At 64.4% G+C, this 14,358-nt stretch carries 15 protein-coding genes; 9 read left to right on the top strand and 6 right to left on the bottom strand.

Annotated elements, in window-relative coordinates; all coding sequences use genetic code 11:
• Positions 1-3: 3 nt before the first annotated feature.
• A complete protein-coding gene (locus HBF25_RS04900) occupies positions 4-1,308 on the bottom strand; it encodes an NAD(P)/FAD-dependent oxidoreductase (protein WP_166946817.1) in 1,305 nt (434 codons plus the stop codon).
• Between the two features lie 225 nt (positions 1,309-1,533).
• On the opposite strand from HBF25_RS04900, the gene HBF25_RS04895 reads away from it, so the two are divergent.
• Entirely contained in the window at positions 1,534-1,821 is a 288-nt protein-coding gene (locus tag HBF25_RS04895; RefSeq protein WP_166946816.1) for a hypothetical protein, read from the top strand.
• Positions 1,822-1,914: 93 nt separating this feature from the next.
• On the opposite strand, the gene HBF25_RS04890 is transcribed toward HBF25_RS04895, so the two are convergent.
• Complete coding sequence (locus tag HBF25_RS04890; RefSeq protein WP_166946815.1) at positions 1,915-2,253, bottom strand: carboxymuconolactone decarboxylase family protein; 339 nt, start codon at positions 2,251-2,253, stop codon at positions 1,915-1,917.
• Positions 2,254-2,460: 207 nt separating this feature from the next.
• Here HBF25_RS04890 and HBF25_RS04885 point away from each other — a divergent pair, with 207 nt between their 5' ends.
• From HBF25_RS04885 to HBF25_RS04875, 3 genes are all read left to right on the top strand, one after another.
• Positions 2,461-3,201 carry a cyclic nucleotide-binding domain-containing protein gene (locus HBF25_RS04885; protein WP_166946814.1) on the top strand — a complete coding sequence of 247 codons (741 nt, stop codon included), beginning with the start codon at positions 2,461-2,463 and terminating at the stop codon, positions 3,199-3,201.
• A gap of 95 nt (positions 3,202-3,296) precedes the next feature.
• Complete coding sequence (locus tag HBF25_RS04880; RefSeq protein ID WP_166946813.1) at positions 3,297-3,911, top strand: OmpW/AlkL family protein; 615 nt, start codon at positions 3,297-3,299, stop codon at positions 3,909-3,911.
• An 89-nt stretch (positions 3,912-4,000) separates the two neighbouring features.
• Entirely contained in the window at positions 4,001-4,909 is a 909-nt protein-coding gene (locus HBF25_RS04875; RefSeq protein WP_166946812.1) for a cupin domain-containing protein, read from the top strand.
• On the opposite strand, the gene HBF25_RS04870 is transcribed toward HBF25_RS04875, so the two are convergent.
• Entirely contained in the window at positions 4,869-6,401 is a 1,533-nt protein-coding gene (locus HBF25_RS04870; RefSeq protein WP_166946811.1) for an MFS transporter, read from the bottom strand. The genes HBF25_RS04875 and HBF25_RS04870 overlap by 41 nt on opposite strands.
• A 108-nt stretch (positions 6,402-6,509) precedes the next feature.
• Here HBF25_RS04870 and HBF25_RS04865 point away from each other — a divergent pair, with 108 nt between their 5' ends.
• Positions 6,510-7,406 carry a LysR substrate-binding domain-containing protein gene (locus tag HBF25_RS04865; RefSeq protein WP_166946810.1) on the top strand — a complete coding sequence of 299 codons (897 nt, stop codon included), beginning with the start codon at positions 6,510-6,512 and terminating at the stop codon, positions 7,404-7,406.
• A 58-nt stretch (positions 7,407-7,464) separates the two neighbouring features.
• Positions 7,465-7,599, top strand: a complete 135-nt coding sequence (locus tag HBF25_RS22360) for a hypothetical protein (protein ID WP_279588119.1) — start codon at positions 7,465-7,467, stop codon at positions 7,597-7,599.
• Here the strand turns inward: HBF25_RS22360 and HBF25_RS04860 are convergent.
• The gene (locus HBF25_RS04860; protein WP_166946809.1) at positions 7,594-8,646 is read right to left on the bottom strand and encodes a fatty acid desaturase; all 1,053 of its coding nucleotides are present in this window, start codon (positions 8,644-8,646) and stop codon (positions 7,594-7,596) included. The two genes, HBF25_RS22360 and HBF25_RS04860, sit on opposite strands and share 6 nt — an antisense overlap.
• 364 nt (positions 8,647-9,010) lie before the next feature.
• Between HBF25_RS04860 and HBF25_RS04855 the strand changes: the two genes are divergently transcribed.
• Positions 9,011-9,736: a TorF family putative porin gene (locus HBF25_RS04855; protein ID WP_166946808.1), complete on the top strand. Its 726-nt coding sequence runs from the start codon at positions 9,011-9,013 to the stop codon at positions 9,734-9,736.
• A gap of 80 nt (positions 9,737-9,816) precedes the next feature.
• On the opposite strand, the gene HBF25_RS04850 is transcribed toward HBF25_RS04855, so the two are convergent.
• Positions 9,817-11,400 (bottom strand): alkaline phosphatase D family protein, encoded by a 1,584-nt coding sequence (locus HBF25_RS04850; RefSeq protein ID WP_166946807.1) that lies wholly within the window; start codon positions 11,398-11,400, stop codon positions 9,817-9,819.
• A 65-nt stretch (positions 11,401-11,465) separates the two neighbouring features.
• On the opposite strand from HBF25_RS04850, the gene HBF25_RS04845 reads away from it, so the two are divergent.
• Positions 11,466-12,752: a GTP-binding protein gene (locus HBF25_RS04845; RefSeq protein ID WP_166946806.1), complete on the top strand. Its 1,287-nt coding sequence runs from the start codon at positions 11,466-11,468 to the stop codon at positions 12,750-12,752.
• A gap of 6 nt (positions 12,753-12,758) precedes the next feature.
• Positions 12,759-13,511: a hypothetical protein gene (locus HBF25_RS04840; RefSeq protein ID WP_166946805.1), complete on the top strand. Its 753-nt coding sequence runs from the start codon at positions 12,759-12,761 to the stop codon at positions 13,509-13,511.
• Here the strand turns inward: HBF25_RS04840 and HBF25_RS04835 are convergent.
• Positions 13,483-14,307 carry a CHAD domain-containing protein gene (locus HBF25_RS04835; protein ID WP_166946804.1) on the bottom strand — a complete coding sequence of 275 codons (825 nt, stop codon included), beginning with the start codon at positions 14,305-14,307 and terminating at the stop codon, positions 13,483-13,485. The genes HBF25_RS04840 and HBF25_RS04835 overlap by 29 nt on opposite strands.
• Positions 14,308-14,358 lie beyond the last annotated feature (51 nt).

Below are 14,358 nucleotides of genomic sequence, written 5' to 3'. Positions count from 1 at the left end.
GGGTCAGTGGAGTTTTACGGGGGGGAGGGTGGTGTTGCGTAGCCAGTCCGCCAGCCATAGCGCCATCGCGCGTGGCCAGCCGTGCAGCGTGGCGCGGTGCATGTGTTGCAGGGACACGTAGAGCATCTTGGCGAACCAGCCGCGCATGGGGATCACTGAACGGCCCTTGGCGCCTGACGGCACTTCACCCGTGGCCTGACGCACGCCCAGCGACACCAGCGTGCCCTTGGAGTGATAGACGAACGGATCGACGCGCTCGCCACGCAATGCGCGGGGCAGGGCGCGCGACAGGTAGGTGGCCTGTTGATGCGCCGCCTGTGCGGTAGGCGGTACGGACGGACCATCGGGCGAGGTAGGTGCCCACGCGCAGTCGCCGATGGCATAGATGTCGCTGACGCCCTTCGCTGCCAGCGTGCCATCCACGAGGATGCGACGGTCCTTTGACAGCTGGAACGGGCCCAGCTCCTTCACCATGTCATGCCCGATCACACCGGCCGCCCAGACCTGGATATCGCAGTCCACGCGGCTACCGTCGTTGAGTTCGAACGCGCCATCGACCACGGCCTTCACGCCGACGCCTGTACGCACATGCACGCCCATGCGTTCCAGCACATGCTGCGCGGTGGCCGAGGTGCGCGGGTCCACGGCCGGTAGCACGCGGGGGGCCATGTCCATCAGGGTGATGTCGAGTTTCGACGCGGGATCGAGGCCGCCATAGCGATGCATGTCGTTGAAGGCGTGATGCAGTTCGGCCGCCAGTTCCACGCCCGTTGCGCCGGCACCGACGATACCGATGCGGATGCGTTTCGACGGATCGCCGGCCGTGCGGAAGGCCAGCGCGAGGATGCGACGGCGCAGGTCGGTGGCCTGTGCGGGGCTGTCGAGCATGTCGCAGTGTTCCAGCACGCCCGGCGTTCCAAAGTCGTTCACGCGGCTACCGAAGGCCAGCACCAGCGTGTCGTAGGGAATCTGCCGCGCAGGCAACACGGTTTCGTCGGAATGCGGAAGGCGTACGGCCTCGACATCGATGGTTTTCGTCGCGGTGTTCACCTTGTGCAAGGTGCCGGGTACGTAGCGGTAACCATGCGCGTGGCCGTGAGCGAGGAAGGGCACGGCTTCTTCACCGTCGCCGAGCAGGCCGACGGCAAGCTCGTGCAGGCGCGGCTTCCAGAAGTGACTGGCATCGCGATCGACCAGGGCGACATCCATGCCACCTTGTTTACCCAGTCGCGTCGCCAGTTCGATACCGGCCGCGCCACCACCGACAATCACGGTGCGATGACGGGCCCTTTGCTGCGTTTCTGCCATGGAGGACATCTCCGGGGAGGGGATGTTCCCAGCATAGAGACGCCGGAACATTCCCGCGACCCTTGTGTCGCTTGATGGTCTCAGCGGCATTCAGTAAAATGTCAACCACATGTTGGCATTATCGGCATATATATGCACGGGACTACAGACAAATCGTGCGTGCTTCTGTTAGCTTGCCTGCGTTGCCCGTGATCTCGCCGTGGCAGCGCTCAGGGAGTGAAACCGATGACAGAACCGAAAGACGATGTGCTTGGCGAAGGCAGCTTCGTGCTCGATGAAGAAGCGAGCGTCGACATGCTGATGAATGATGCCACGGCATGGCAGGCCTATGCCGAAGCGATGCAATCCGTGCTTACCGAGTACATGGCGGAAAGCGAACTGCCCAACCAGCGGTGCGTATCGCGTGCGATGTCGGGCGTGAACGTACTCAACCGCATGAGCCTGCAGTGTACCAAGCAGGCGAATGTGCGCAGGATGTGGGATGAAATAAGGGCCCTGGGCGGCGCCCGCTGAATGGTAGGAGCGTGCCTCGCGCGCGACCGGTGGTGAGGAAAACATGCATGGTTTCCGCATATCCGGTCGCGCGCAAGCGCGCTCCTACAGGGGTTATTTCGTGTGGGCTTCTACGGCGTCCATCACTCGTGCGGAGTACACCAGTGCGGCGCCTGCGTTCAGTTCGATGGCCACACCCAGCGCCTCGGTGATTTCTTCCTTGGTGGCGCCGTGCTTCAGCGCCTCGCCCGTATGCACCGTGATACAGCCGTCGCAACGCGTGGTCACGGCTACGGCCAGGGCGATCAGCTGGCGCGTCTTGGCATCGAGGTGGTTGGTCTTGTCACCGGCGCCGGCCAGGGTCTGGTAGCCGCGCAGGATGTCCGGCGACAGCTTGCTGATTTCGCCGATGCGGCCCTGGAGTTCTTTGCGGTAGTCGAGCCAGTCGAGCATGGTGGTTCTCCGGAGAAGGCGGCGCGGGATGCGTCGCTCGATGGCTACATCGTGAACCGGTGGCGGGTTGATATGAAGACGCTCACGGCGCAGGTTTTCGCTCCTGCGTCTCACCTTGCACAGGATGTCGCAGGGCACTGACCCCGGGCGGCCTCGCGTGACCTGCATGCTAGCCTCATATGTTCATCATCATGAGATGGAGCTCCCATGACCGTGTCGGATCTGTCTTACCCGCGCCACGGCTGCGCGGACTGCGGTCTCCACGAACTCTGCCTGCCCGCCGGCGTCGATGCCGCGGGGCTGGCCCGCCTCGACCGGCTCACGCGTCGCCAGCAGCGCAGCCTGCTGCGCGGTGAAACGCTTTTCCGGCAGGGTCAGCCGTTCCAGTCGCTTTACGTGCTGCGCTCCGGCGCGGTACGTACCGCCGTGGTGGATGCGGATGGCGTGCATCAGGTGATCGGTTTCGGCCTGCCGGGTGAAGTGGTGGGCATCGACGGCATGCTCGACGATCACCATCGCACCGAAGCCGTTGCGCTCGAATCCAGCACGCTGTGCGAAGTGCCCTTCGAGCACATGGAAGAAGTGCTGGGCGAGGTGCCTGCCTTGCAGCGCGGGCTCATGCGCGTGCTGGGCCGCGAAGTGGCCGCCGAGCAGGAGCATGCCGTGGCGATGGGACGCCAGCAGGCGGTGGCACGTGTGGCCTTGTTCCTGCGTGGCATGGCCGAGCGGCATGGCAGGTTGTCGCGGCAGTCCGACTTCCTGAAGCTGCCGATGCCGCGTGCGGACATCGCGAACTACCTCGGCCTCGCGGTGGAAACCGTGAGCCGGGCGTTGGGGCGCATGGAGGACGAGGGCATCCTCGCGGTCAGCGGCCGCTCGGTACGCATCCTGCGTCCAGACGCCCTGGCGGCGCTGTGTCGCACGGCGGATGCCGAGGCATCGTCCTGAAAACTGATCCCGGTCAGGAAGTGCGGCGGGGCAGGTTCCTACGCTGGGCATGCCCGGTCATCGAAGGCCGGAACGTGTCCCCAAGGAGTATCCCCATGCGCCACCTGAAGTCTCTCGCCGCCGCCGGCCTGCTCTGCCTGGCGCCCGCCGCCGTCATGGCCCAGGCCGTCGATTCGCCCTGGCTGCTGCATTTCGGCGCCCATGTCGTCGATCCGAAGTCGGACACCGGCCACCTTGCCGGCATGAAGGCGAGCACGAGCAACAACACGCGCCCTACGATCAGCGTGGAATACCGTTTCACCCCGTACTGGAGTGTGGAGGCGCTGGCCGCCGTGCCGTTCCAGCATGAGGTTCGCCTGGCCGGCCAGCGCGCGGTCAGCGTGAAGCAGCTGCCGCCCGTGGTCGGCGTGCTCTACCGCTTCCTGCCGGATCGCAAGGTCACGCCGTTCCTCGGCGTGGGCGTCAATTACACCCGTTTCTTCGACGCCAAGGGCCGCAATGCGCTCGACGGCGCCAACGTCGACGTGGGCAGCAGCTGGGGCGTGGCATGGCACGGCGGCGTGGATGTCGCCCTGAACGATCGCTGGACCTTCACGGCCGACGCCCGCTACATCAACATCGATGCGAAGGTGAAGGTCAACGGCGCGCGCGTCGGTACCGCACACATCGATCCCTGGGTGTACGGCGTCAGCTTCGGCTACCGCCTGTGAAGCATCGGGCGACGACATCCGCCTGGATGGCGTTGTCTTCGCCCGTAAGCGGGCGGATACTTCCGCCGCCTCCCCTGCGACACGCCCCCATGGACGCTTTGACCCGCGTGCTCGAACTGGCCCGCATGCAGGGTGTTCCCGACCTGCGCTGCCAGCTCGGGGGCGCTTACCGTATCGATCACGACGACATGCCCTCCGGCACGGCGCCGTTCCACCTCGTGCTCTCGGGCGAGGTGGATATGGAGCTGCCGGGCAGGGCGCCGATGCGCCTGCATGCGGGTGATCTGGTGGTGCTGCCGCACGGACGCAGCCATCGCCTGCGCGATGTCCATGGCAAGGAAGCCGCTGGTCCGCTCCTGCTGGAAATGGCAGGGGCGATCCCCGTGCAGCACAATGGCCTGCCTGCCGAGCTGGATGTGCTCTGTGGTCGCGTGCTGCTGGCTCCGGAGATATCCCGCTGGCTGTTCGCCACGCTGCCGGATGCGATCCATGTGAATCTCGCGGCCTCGCATGGCATGGGGGCGCTGGCGGGCATCGTGGCCATCCTGCGCGACGAAGTCGGGCGACAACCACCGGGCGCGGTCAGTGTCATTACCGCGCTGACGCAGACGCTGTTCGTGTTCGCCCTGCGCGAGCATCTGGTGGATACCACGCTCACGCCGTCGTTTCTCGCCTTGCTGGGCGATCCGCGCCTGTCGCGTGCCGTGACCGCCATGCTGCGCGAGCCGGAACGCGAATGGTCGGTGGCGGCGCTGGCCGAGCTGGCGGCGATGTCGCGGGCTACCTTCGCGCGACACTTCGAAGCCCGGGCACGCATGTCGCCGCACGAGACGCTCACCTTGTTGCGCATGCAGCTGGCCGGCGACCTCCTGCGCCGTACCGACCTCACGGCAGGTGCCGTCGCCGATCGTGTGGGCTATCGCTCGGAGTCCGCGTTCGGCAAGGCCTTCACCCGGGTCATGGGGCAGACGCCGGCACGTTATCGCCGGCAGGCGTAGCCGGCGCATCGGCGGCGCGGACAAGGCATGCAAACGTCACGAGTGCGGAAAGTATCGTAATTCCCGCAAGCAGGTGCAGCAGCAGGGTGAAGCCCTGGGCATGCAGGTCAGCAAGCAACGATGAGGGCACATCGTGCAGCACGGCTTGCGCTGCATGCAGGTCGCCACCGGCGAGATGGCGCGCGGCTTCTTCGGAAAGACGCCCCTGCGGTAGCCCTTCCTTGCGCAAACCGTTGCGCAACAGCGCGGCAAACAGCGTGCCCGAAATCGCCAGCGCCACGCCTTCGCCGGCTACGCGTGTCGTGCTGAAGATGCCCGTCGCCATGCCGGCACGCTCACGTGGCACGACGCTGATCGACAGGCCATCCATGAGGCCCCAGGGCAGGCCGCTGCCCACCCCGATCACCAGCAGTGAGGCAACGATCGACGCATCGTCATGATGGGCGAGCGCGGGCGCAAGCCAGAGTAATCCGGCCGCCGCCACCAGGAAGCCGATGCCGCAAAGCAGGCCCGGTGCGTAGCGGCGTGCGAGGCGTGCGGCCAGCGGAGGCACCACGAGCATCGGTGCGGACAAGGCCAGCATCAGCAGGCCGGTGCCGAGTTCGCCGCGATCATCTACACCGATGAAGCGCAGCGGCAGCAGCACCACGAGCACGATGTAGCAGTAGCAGGTGCCCACCGGCAGCACCTGCACGCCCACGAAGCGCGGATAGCGGAACAGTGTCAGGTCGAGCATGGGATGCGCAGTACGTCGTTCGATGACGACGAAGGCCGCTGCCAGCAGCACCGACGCAGCCAGCGGCATCCAGGTGCCCGTCGCCGCCCAGTGGCCATCGCCCGAGCGGATCACGCCCAGGGTGAACAGGGCCAGCGCGGCGGTGAAGCTGGCAGCGCCGGCGAAGTCGAAGCGATGCGCGGCCGGATGCCGTGTTTCCCGCATGCGCGGCCAGCCGAAGGCGAGAGCGGCCGCGCCGATGAGGGCAATGGCGATGAACATCGCGCGCCACCCCCATAGCGAAATGAGCAGCGCGGCCAGCAGCGGACCGAAGGCCAGCCCCACGCCGAAGCTGACGCCCAGCAGGCTGAAGGCACGCGTGCGCTCGTGTCCGTCGAACTCCTGCGCGAGGGCGGCGGAGCCGCCGGAGAGGGCGAAGGCGGCCGCGATGCCTTGCACGCCACGCAGCAGGTCGATGCCCACGATGCCGGGAGCGACGGCAATGCCCAGCGATGCGAGGGTGAACAAGGCCATGCCCGCACCGAAGATCCGCTTGCGTCCGAAACGGTCGGCAAGCGAGCCCGCCGTCATCAGCAGGCTGCCGAAGGCCAGCATGAAGCCGTTGGTCACCCAGGCCAGGGCATCGGCACTGCCGCCGGGCGACTGCGCGATGGACGGCGTGGCGACCGCGCCGCCGGAGAAGCTGAGGGGCAGGACGAGGGCCGACAGGCAAACAGCCAGCAACACCCAGTGGCGGGCGGGCGAGGAATCGTGCATGAGAGCATCCAGGAGGGGGACTGGATTGCATGCTAGAAAGTCGGCAATGATTCGGAAATAACTTCGCATTCCGCTCATTGCGGATCTGAATTCCTTAATGAGGTGAGCATGGATAGTCTGCCGGGCATCCTGGCCTTCGTCCGCAGCGCCGAGGCGTCGAGCTTCGCGGCGGCAGGGCGCGTGCTGGGGATATCGCCCTCGGCGGTGGGCAAGAGCATCGCCCGGCTGGAGGCCTCCGTCGGTGTGCGCCTGTTCCAGCGCAGCACGCGCAAGGTGCGTCTTACCGCCGAAGGCGAGCTGTTTTTCGAGCGATGCCGCCGCATCCTCGACGATCTGGCCGATGCCGAAGCCATGCTGTCGCAGGCGGCGCAGTCACCGCGTGGCAAGCTGCGGGTGAGCGTGCCGACCATCGGTTATCGCTTCCTGTTGCCTGTGCTGCCCGAGTTCCGGCGCCTGTATCCGGAGATCGAACTGGATCTGGATTTCAGCGACCACATGGTGGACGTGATCGAGGAGGGCGTGGACGTCGCCATTCGCAGCGGCTCGCTGCCCGACTCGCGCCTGATGGCACGGCGCCTGGGGCCGTTCCGCTTTCTGCTGTGCGCATCGCCGGCCTATCTGGATGCTCGCGGCGAACCCCGCCAGGCGATGGACCTGCAGCGGCATGCCTTTGTGCGTTACCGCTTCGCCACCACAGGCAAGCTGATGGAATGGGAGCGCGGCTCCGATCCGCGCTGGCAAGGCGTGCGCCTGTCCACGGCCATCACCTGCAACAACATGGAGGCCGTACTGGCCGCCACGCTGGATGGCCATGGCATCGCCTACGTGCCGGACTTCCTCGTGCGCGACGCCCTGCGCGCGGGAACACTGCGACCCGTGCTGGAAGATGCCCTGGCCGACCGGGGGCAATTCTGGGCGGTGTGGTCGTCCAGCCGGCAGTTGTCGCCGAAGATCCGCGTATTCGTCGATTTCATCGCGGGCCGTCTGTTCAGGGAGGCGGACTAAAGCATCCGGCATCGCCGGCCGTTAACCCTGCACGATCATCGATGTTGTGGAGGACCGCATGAACCAGCAGCCGCCGAGAGTACGTGTCGCCCAGGCCCCTTCCGCGTGGAAGCGCGCCGATATCGTGGTGAAGCTGACGGTGCTTGTTGCCGCTGCCTTTCTGATATTGCAGTGGGCTTTGCAGCCGTCATGATAGTGGCTGATCGCGGCGGCGCGTGGTAAAGCGATTAGCTCTTCGGAAGGTGCCGAAGTCATTGAAGCGAACGCCCATGGAGCGCATGACCTGGTGAGCAGCCCGCGTCGACATCTGGCGTATATAGAAGGGCTCATTCACCACGAAATGATGGATTGCATGGGTGCCGCCGAAGTTGACGCAGAATAATTGCAGCGGCCAAAGCCATGGGCTGGTCATGACCTGTGTCTGTTGCATGAGGTTCCCTTGCTCGATATCACCGTAGTAGTGAAGATTCGAGCTTATGAAGTGGAGTGAAAAAGTGCGAAGAATGTTTGGCGCAACAACGATCACGACGATGGCGTCGACCGCGCCTACTATGGTTTGAAGGCTGCCTGATGCATCGATGGGATGACCGATCCATGCGCTCACTGCATGGAAAAGGTGCAACCCAAGGAAAAGGTACCATGTCGCCCAATGAAGGATGGTCAATGGCACATACGTACTTATTCCTGTCTTGAGAATATGCCGTTTTTCTCGCCAGCTTTCTGCTTCTGCCACAAGTACGCTCGCGGCTATCATCAGGTCGGCAGTCATGATGAGTCGAATGACACCCCATGGATGTCCGTTGGAAAGTGTTCGTTCTTCCAGATCTGCCCTGGTTCCCGAAAGCCGATGATGAGCCAGATGATGCGGGCGCCGTAGCCATGGGTTGATGGTGCTTGGTCGGGCGAGCCAGACCAGGGCCAGCATGAGGTTGTGAGGCAGTTTTCTTCGCCGGAAGTAAAGGCGATGAATCAAGTCATGTTCAAGTTCGTGCATGAATGAACAGAAGATGGCATTCAAAATGACGCATGCCCACCACGGCAGGTGTCCATGAAGATAGAGTGCTCCGGTAATAAACATTCCGGATAAAGAAAGGATGAGGATTGTCGCCCCAATGGCATCTTGGTGGCGCAGCCATGGGTGGTCGCGCATTCGAATGCAAGAGGCCTGAATGTGCCGGCGTATATGCTCTGAGCGTTGCCGATCAGTCCAGTCGTGCTGGGTAGGGAAATGCGCTTGCATGCTGTCCTCCATAACGCTTGAGCGATAGAAATTCACTCCTGAGAGATGGAGGAGATTTCTTTCGTCAGGTCCGTCGGTCCGGTGACGGGATGCTTTGTTTTTCGCCCTTCATAGAGCGCCCGTGCAGGTGAAAGTTAAGTGAATTCTTGATTTTATATTCATGGCAGGTATTTCCCTGTTATCCAGGCCTATCCTCGATTTACATCGCCTGCCCATAGCTTCGCTGGGTGTTTCAATGGCCTTGATGGGATTTTGATACCGACGGCGCGAATCCGGCGCCGTCCATAGACAGGCATGCCTAACATGCCGGGTCATCCTTTCCGGCGCGGTCAACCATCGATCGCGTCATCACTTGTGGATGACCATGAAGCACACCCGTATCGCCCTGTTCGCCGCCGTCGCGGCGCTGTCCCCCTGCGCGCATGCTGCCGACGGCTGGCAGGTGAATTACAACGTTGGCGCGCAATCCGATTACATCTTTCGCGGTATAAGCCAGACCGATCGTCGATCCTCCGGTTTTGCCGGCGTGGACGCCACGTGGCGCGGCAGCCTGTATGCCGGCGCCTGGACGTCGAACGTGGATTTCTCGCCGTCGGGGGATCGTTCGACCGACCAGGAATATGACCTGTACGGTGGCTGGCGTCCGCATGTGGCCGGGTTCGACCTGGATCTGGGGTATATCCGTTATGGATACATGCACCAGCCCAAGGGGCTGCGCGAGATGTACGTGGAGTGGTACGCGAAGGCGTCACGAGCGTTCGGGCCGGTGACGGTGGGCGTGGCGGCGTATCACTCGCCGGATTTTCCGGGGATCGTGCGTGAAGCCAATTATGGCGAGGTCAATGTCGCGTGGACGTTTGTCGAGAAGTGGTCGTTGTCAGGGGCTTATGGTCGCCAGCATGAGCAGCATGCGTCGATGCGTGCGGATGGAACGGGCGCGAGTTTTATCTACAACACGTGGAATGCAGGCGTGACGTGGCAGTTCGATCCGCGCGTGTCGCTTGACCTGCGATACTGGAATACCGATGCGCATGGGGCGGGGGATATTTACCATGCGCATCTTGTAGCGGGCATCAAGGCAGTGTTCTGAAGGCCGATGTGATGTGGTCGCTACGCTGGCGAACCGGGGCGCTGGGTTCCTGTTTTCACAGGAACGACGTGAAGGAGGGGTCAGGCGTTCTGCACGCCCGGATGCCCCGCTTCCACATGAAAGCGCCTGGTCGTCGTGCAGGCGGCATCGTGTGTTTCCAGCGATGCCATCGATCGTGCTTGTACATCCATGCCGTCGTGTCGTATCTCGAAGGTGAGATACCCCCGGTGCACGCTGTCGCCGTAACGCGCATGCGGATTGAAGCGGATCTTGTCGTCGAGGGTGCCCTGCGGCATCCCCGGCGAAGTGATCGAGGTGCCGACGAATTCGCTGCCGATGGTGGCCGAATCCGGGCGTGCATAGTCGGCCTTGATATCGCAGGCAATCGTGCAGTGGTAATCGCCGCCGATCACGACGGGATTCTCCACCCGGTGCCGCCGGATACTCTGGATCAACCGCTCCCGGGCGCCAGGATACCCGTCCCATGCATCGGTGAAGAACTCCGGGCCGTTCTTTCCCGGGCTGGGCAGGGGAGATACCAGGCTCTCCTGCACCACCACATTCCATCGCGCACGGGACGCGCCCAGCTGTTTATCGAGCCAGCCTTCCTGTTCGGCTCCCAGGATCGTGCGCTGCTTCTGTAGCCGCCCCGGGCACGCCGCATCGGTGGCCTCGAAATTCCCGCCACCCATGCCTTCGTGCGAACACACCTCCGGATCGCGATACTGCCGGTCATCCAGTACATGGAAGTTCGCCAGATCGCCGTAGGTGTGGCTTGCGTACAGATGTAACCGCCGCTCCGGCAGCAGTGCTTCCATCGGCAAGGGCTGGTGTTCAAACCATGCCTGCAATCCGTTCCTGCGGCGCTCCGGGAAATTCGGGTCCAGATCCTCGCCCACGTCTCCTGCCCAGTCGTTCATGACGTCGTGGTCGTCGATGGTGAGCAGCCATGGTGCCGCCTGGTGCATCGCCATGAGATCCGCATCCGTCTTGTACTGCGCATAGCGGTTGCGATACGACTCCAGCGAATACGGCTCGGCCTCCGCATGCTGGCGAACGAGCCCGCTTTCGGCGTTGTATTCGTAGATGTAGTCGCCCACGAAGGCCACGGCATCCACGTCGTCTTTCAGCATGTGCCGGTATGCCGAAAAATAACCCAGCTCAAATTGCTGGCACGAGGCCAGGGCGAAGCGAAGGCGATCCACCTTCTGCCCCGGTGCAGGCAGGGTGCGCGTGCGTCCTGTCGGGCTCACTTCGTTGCCGGCAAGGAACCGATAGAAATACCAGCGATCAGACGGCAGCCCCGTGACGCTTACATGCGCACTGTGCGCAAGCCCCGCCATGGCCATCCACGTGCCCGAACGCACCACGTTGCCGAAGGTTTCGTCGGTGGCCACTTCCCAGCGCAGGGGCACCTGCTGCACGCCCATGCCGCCGCCGTGCAGGGGGTCGGGGCAAAGGCGTGTCCACAGGACGAAGCCATCCGCCGATGGCGAGCCGGAGGCCACGCCCAGCTTGAACGGATAGTCGGAGAACAATACCCGCCGCGAGGCGGCTTTCACCACGGGTGAAAGAGAAGCCACGGCCGCGGCGAACAGCCCGGCCTTGAGCAGCCGCCGGCGGGATGGGGACAGGAGGCTGGACGCTTGCGGTGGCTGGCGCATGGGGAGTAGGGTTGGTAGGAAGTGTTATAACATAACATTTATTCCATCCCCTTCGGAACAACCCCATGACCCCAGCCAACGCCATCGCCGCGGCCCGGCCGCCGCTTCCCGTGACCGTGCTCTCCGGCTTCCTCGGAGCCGGCAAGACCACCCTGCTCAACCATGTGCTGCGCAACCGCGAAGGCCGTCGCGTGGCCGTCATCGTCAACGACATGAGCGAGATCAACATCGACGCGGGCCTGGTCCGTGACGGTGGCGCGGAACTCAGCCGCACCGACGAAAAGCTCGTGGAATTCTCCAACGGCTGCATCTGTTGCACCCTGCGCGACGACCTCATGCAGGAGGTCCGCCGCCTGGCCGACGAAGGACGCTTCGACTACCTGCTGATCGAATCCACGGGCATCTCCGAGCCCCTGCCCGTGGCCGCCACGTTTCATGTGCGCGACGAGGACGGCTTCAGCCTTTCCGATCTGGCCCGCCTCGACACCATGGTGACCGTGGTGGATGGGCGTGCCTTTCTCACCGATTACTGCTCCACCGATTCGCTCGCCCAGCGTGGCGAGAGCAACGGCTCCGACGACGGGCGCTCGCTGGTGAACCTGCTCACCGAACAGGTCGAATTCGCCGACGTGATCGTGGTGAACAAATGCGACCGCCTGGACGCGGACGAGCGCCACCAGTTGCACCGCGTGCTTCACGCGCTGAATCGCGACGCACGCATCGTGGATGCCTCGTTCGGCGAGGTAGCGCTCGATGACGTGCTCGACACCCACCGCTTCGATTATGAGAAGGCCCAGCAGGCACCGGGCTGGATCAAGGAACTGATGGGCGAGCACACGCCGGAGACCGAGGAATACGGCATCACCAGCTTCGTCTATCGCAATGCGCGTCCGTTCCATCCAGCGCGCTTCCAGGCATTGCTCCAGAGCGGCATTCCCGGCGTGCTGCGCGCCAAGGGCTATTTCTGGCTTGCCACGCGCATGGACTGGGTCGGCAATCTCGCCGTGGCTGGCGGCTCGACGGAATCGGGGCCGGCCGGTCACTGGTGGGCCGCGCGCCGTCGCGTACGTGCCGGCGCGTTGCGCCGTCCGTTCCGTCTCGACGACCTGCGCGTGCCGCCGCCGGACCCGACCGAACTACCCAGTCCGGAGCAGCGACGCGCTTTGCTCGACGTGTGGCATCCACGCTACGGCGACCGCCGACAGGAACTGGTGCTGATCGGCGTGGACCTCCCGGAAGCCGATATCCGTCGGGCGCTGGATGCCTGCCTGCTGAGTGATGTGGAGATGGTCCGCGGTCCTGTCGCCTGGCAGGGCTTGCCCGATCCGTTTCCACGCTGGTCGCAGGACTGAGCCTTCGTGCGTCGTTCGTGGGTGGTCTGGATCGCCCTGGCGGTCGCCGCTATGGCGGCGATCGGCATGGCCGGCTGGGTGAGACACAGGGAGATACTGCCGGCGCCTGTCGCAGCACCCGCATCCCCGGGTTCCGCCCCCGCACCGCCTCCCGTCACCCTCAAGGCACAAGGCCCGTCTGTCGGCCAACTGGGCACGCTGCTGGACGGCGATGATGGTTTCGCCGCGGATGCCATCTATCTGGTGGCGGCATCGGTATATGCGCGCTGCCACCCGGAGCATGCGCACGAGCTTGGCCGCATGGCCGCTCGTGCGCGCTTGCCGGTGCTGGACGGGGCAGGGCATGCGCTCGGTGACGACGCAGGCATGCGTCGTGCCTTCCTTGCGGGCGTGCATGATCTTGCGACGTCGGCGCCCTGCGGCCGCGCGTTTACCATGGCGTTCGCCAGCTTCCAGCGCGTGATCGATCCAGACGGCTATGCGCGCGCGTTTCCCGATAGTTACTTCGATGCGACGCTGGCATCCCCGCCCATGGATGCGGCAGGGCGTTCGCTGGCCGAACGCGGCACGGACCAGTGCGGCAGCGTGGTGTATGCCGTGTTACCGCTGGACCAGCCCTATGCGTGGCAATGCACGGGCTTGCGTGCACAGGCCCGTGCACGGGTGCTGTCGATCTGCCACCAGTCGGGCGACGAGGCGGATGCCGACGCAGCGAAGATCCAGGACGTGGTCAACCGGCTGCCAGCGACTTGCCGCTAGGCAGGGCCTTCGAGGCCTTGCGTATGTCGTCGAACAGCGGTGCCAGTGCCTCGGCATCGCCCAGTGAGCGCAAGACACTGCGAAGTGAGCGCAGATCCTGGCGCGCACCGAGCGCATCGGACAGGCTGGACATGCGTGCCTGTGCCGCCTTGTCCTGGTGCGTGCGATGGTGTGCTGAACGTCCTGTGGATTTCAGTGCCTTGCGCCAGAAATCGAGTTGCATGCGCAGGCGTCGAGCGCGGCGTCGCCAGCGGTGCAGGTTGCCCGTGCCGGGGCTCTCGAAGGCTTTGGCACCGGCCTTCGCCACGCGACGTTCGGAGCGGGCGATGGCCTGTTCGATATCGTGCCGGGTCACGGCGTCCCAGGGCAGGGTGCGGATGGCGCTGCCTGCCTCGGTGAGACGCTGACGCCGTCTGGCGAAGCCCGGATCCTTGCGGAAGGCCTCGTCGAGCATGGCGTCCCGTCGCGCTTCGAGCCAGCCGATGGCCGTGATCCAGCCGGGCGAGGGTGTATCGCCAGCCACATGCCGGGCGATGGTCACCGCGACATGGGCGTCGCGCAGGGACGACAGGCCGGTGGCCAGGCGGGACAGGTGACGCACGATAGGCTCGCGGCCTGCCGCGAAATGATCGCCACCCAGGTCGAGCAGGCTTTTCAGCCGCCGTATCGACTTGCGGGCTTCGTGAACACCTTTGTGATGATCGCTGGTGTCGGCCAGCGAACGTACGGCGCGGCGGGCTTCGCGGGAGGCCAGATTGGCCAGTGCGGCGGCTAGCGATGGCTTGGGCGTCGTCATGGACGGCATTCATAGCACGGCAATCCGGCAAGAATGACACTCATCCGTCAT

It is taken from the genome of Luteibacter anthropi (assembly GCF_011759365.1).
Taxonomy (GTDB): domain Bacteria; phylum Pseudomonadota; class Gammaproteobacteria; order Xanthomonadales; family Rhodanobacteraceae; genus Luteibacter; species Luteibacter anthropi.
The sequence above is the reverse complement of the archived record's forward strand: the minus strand, read 5'-3'. Positions and strand labels throughout refer to the sequence as shown.

Coding starts and splice junctions, on each gene's coding strand:
- HBF25_RS04900 (WP_166946817.1), bottom strand. CDS start 1,308: ATGGCAGAAACGCAGCAAAGGGCCCGTCATCGCACCGTGATTGTCGGT.
- HBF25_RS04895 (WP_166946816.1), top strand. CDS start 1,534: ATGACAGAACCGAAAGACGATGTGCTTGGCGAAGGCAGCTTCGTGCTC.
- HBF25_RS04890 (WP_166946815.1), bottom strand. CDS start 2,253: ATGCTCGACTGGCTCGACTACCGCAAAGAACTCCAGGGCCGCATCGGC.
- HBF25_RS04885 (WP_166946814.1), top strand. CDS start 2,461: ATGACCGTGTCGGATCTGTCTTACCCGCGCCACGGCTGCGCGGACTGC.
- HBF25_RS04880 (WP_166946813.1), top strand. CDS start 3,297: ATGCGCCACCTGAAGTCTCTCGCCGCCGCCGGCCTGCTCTGCCTGGCG.
- HBF25_RS04875 (WP_166946812.1), top strand. CDS start 4,001: ATGGACGCTTTGACCCGCGTGCTCGAACTGGCCCGCATGCAGGGTGTT.
- HBF25_RS04870 (WP_166946811.1), bottom strand. CDS start 6,401: ATGCACGATTCCTCGCCCGCCCGCCACTGGGTGTTGCTGGCTGTTTGC.
- HBF25_RS04865 (WP_166946810.1), top strand. CDS start 6,510: ATGGATAGTCTGCCGGGCATCCTGGCCTTCGTCCGCAGCGCCGAGGCG.
- HBF25_RS22360 (WP_279588119.1), top strand. CDS start 7,465: ATGAACCAGCAGCCGCCGAGAGTACGTGTCGCCCAGGCCCCTTCCGCG.
- HBF25_RS04860 (WP_166946809.1), bottom strand. CDS start 8,646: ATGCAAGCGCATTTCCCTACCCAGCACGACTGGACTGATCGGCAACGC.
- HBF25_RS04855 (WP_166946808.1), top strand. CDS start 9,011: ATGAAGCACACCCGTATCGCCCTGTTCGCCGCCGTCGCGGCGCTGTCC.
- HBF25_RS04850 (WP_166946807.1), bottom strand. CDS start 11,400: ATGCGCCAGCCACCGCAAGCGTCCAGCCTCCTGTCCCCATCCCGCCGG.
- HBF25_RS04845 (WP_166946806.1), top strand. CDS start 11,466: ATGACCCCAGCCAACGCCATCGCCGCGGCCCGGCCGCCGCTTCCCGTG.
- HBF25_RS04835 (WP_166946804.1), bottom strand. CDS start 14,307: ATGACGACGCCCAAGCCATCGCTAGCCGCCGCACTGGCCAATCTGGCC.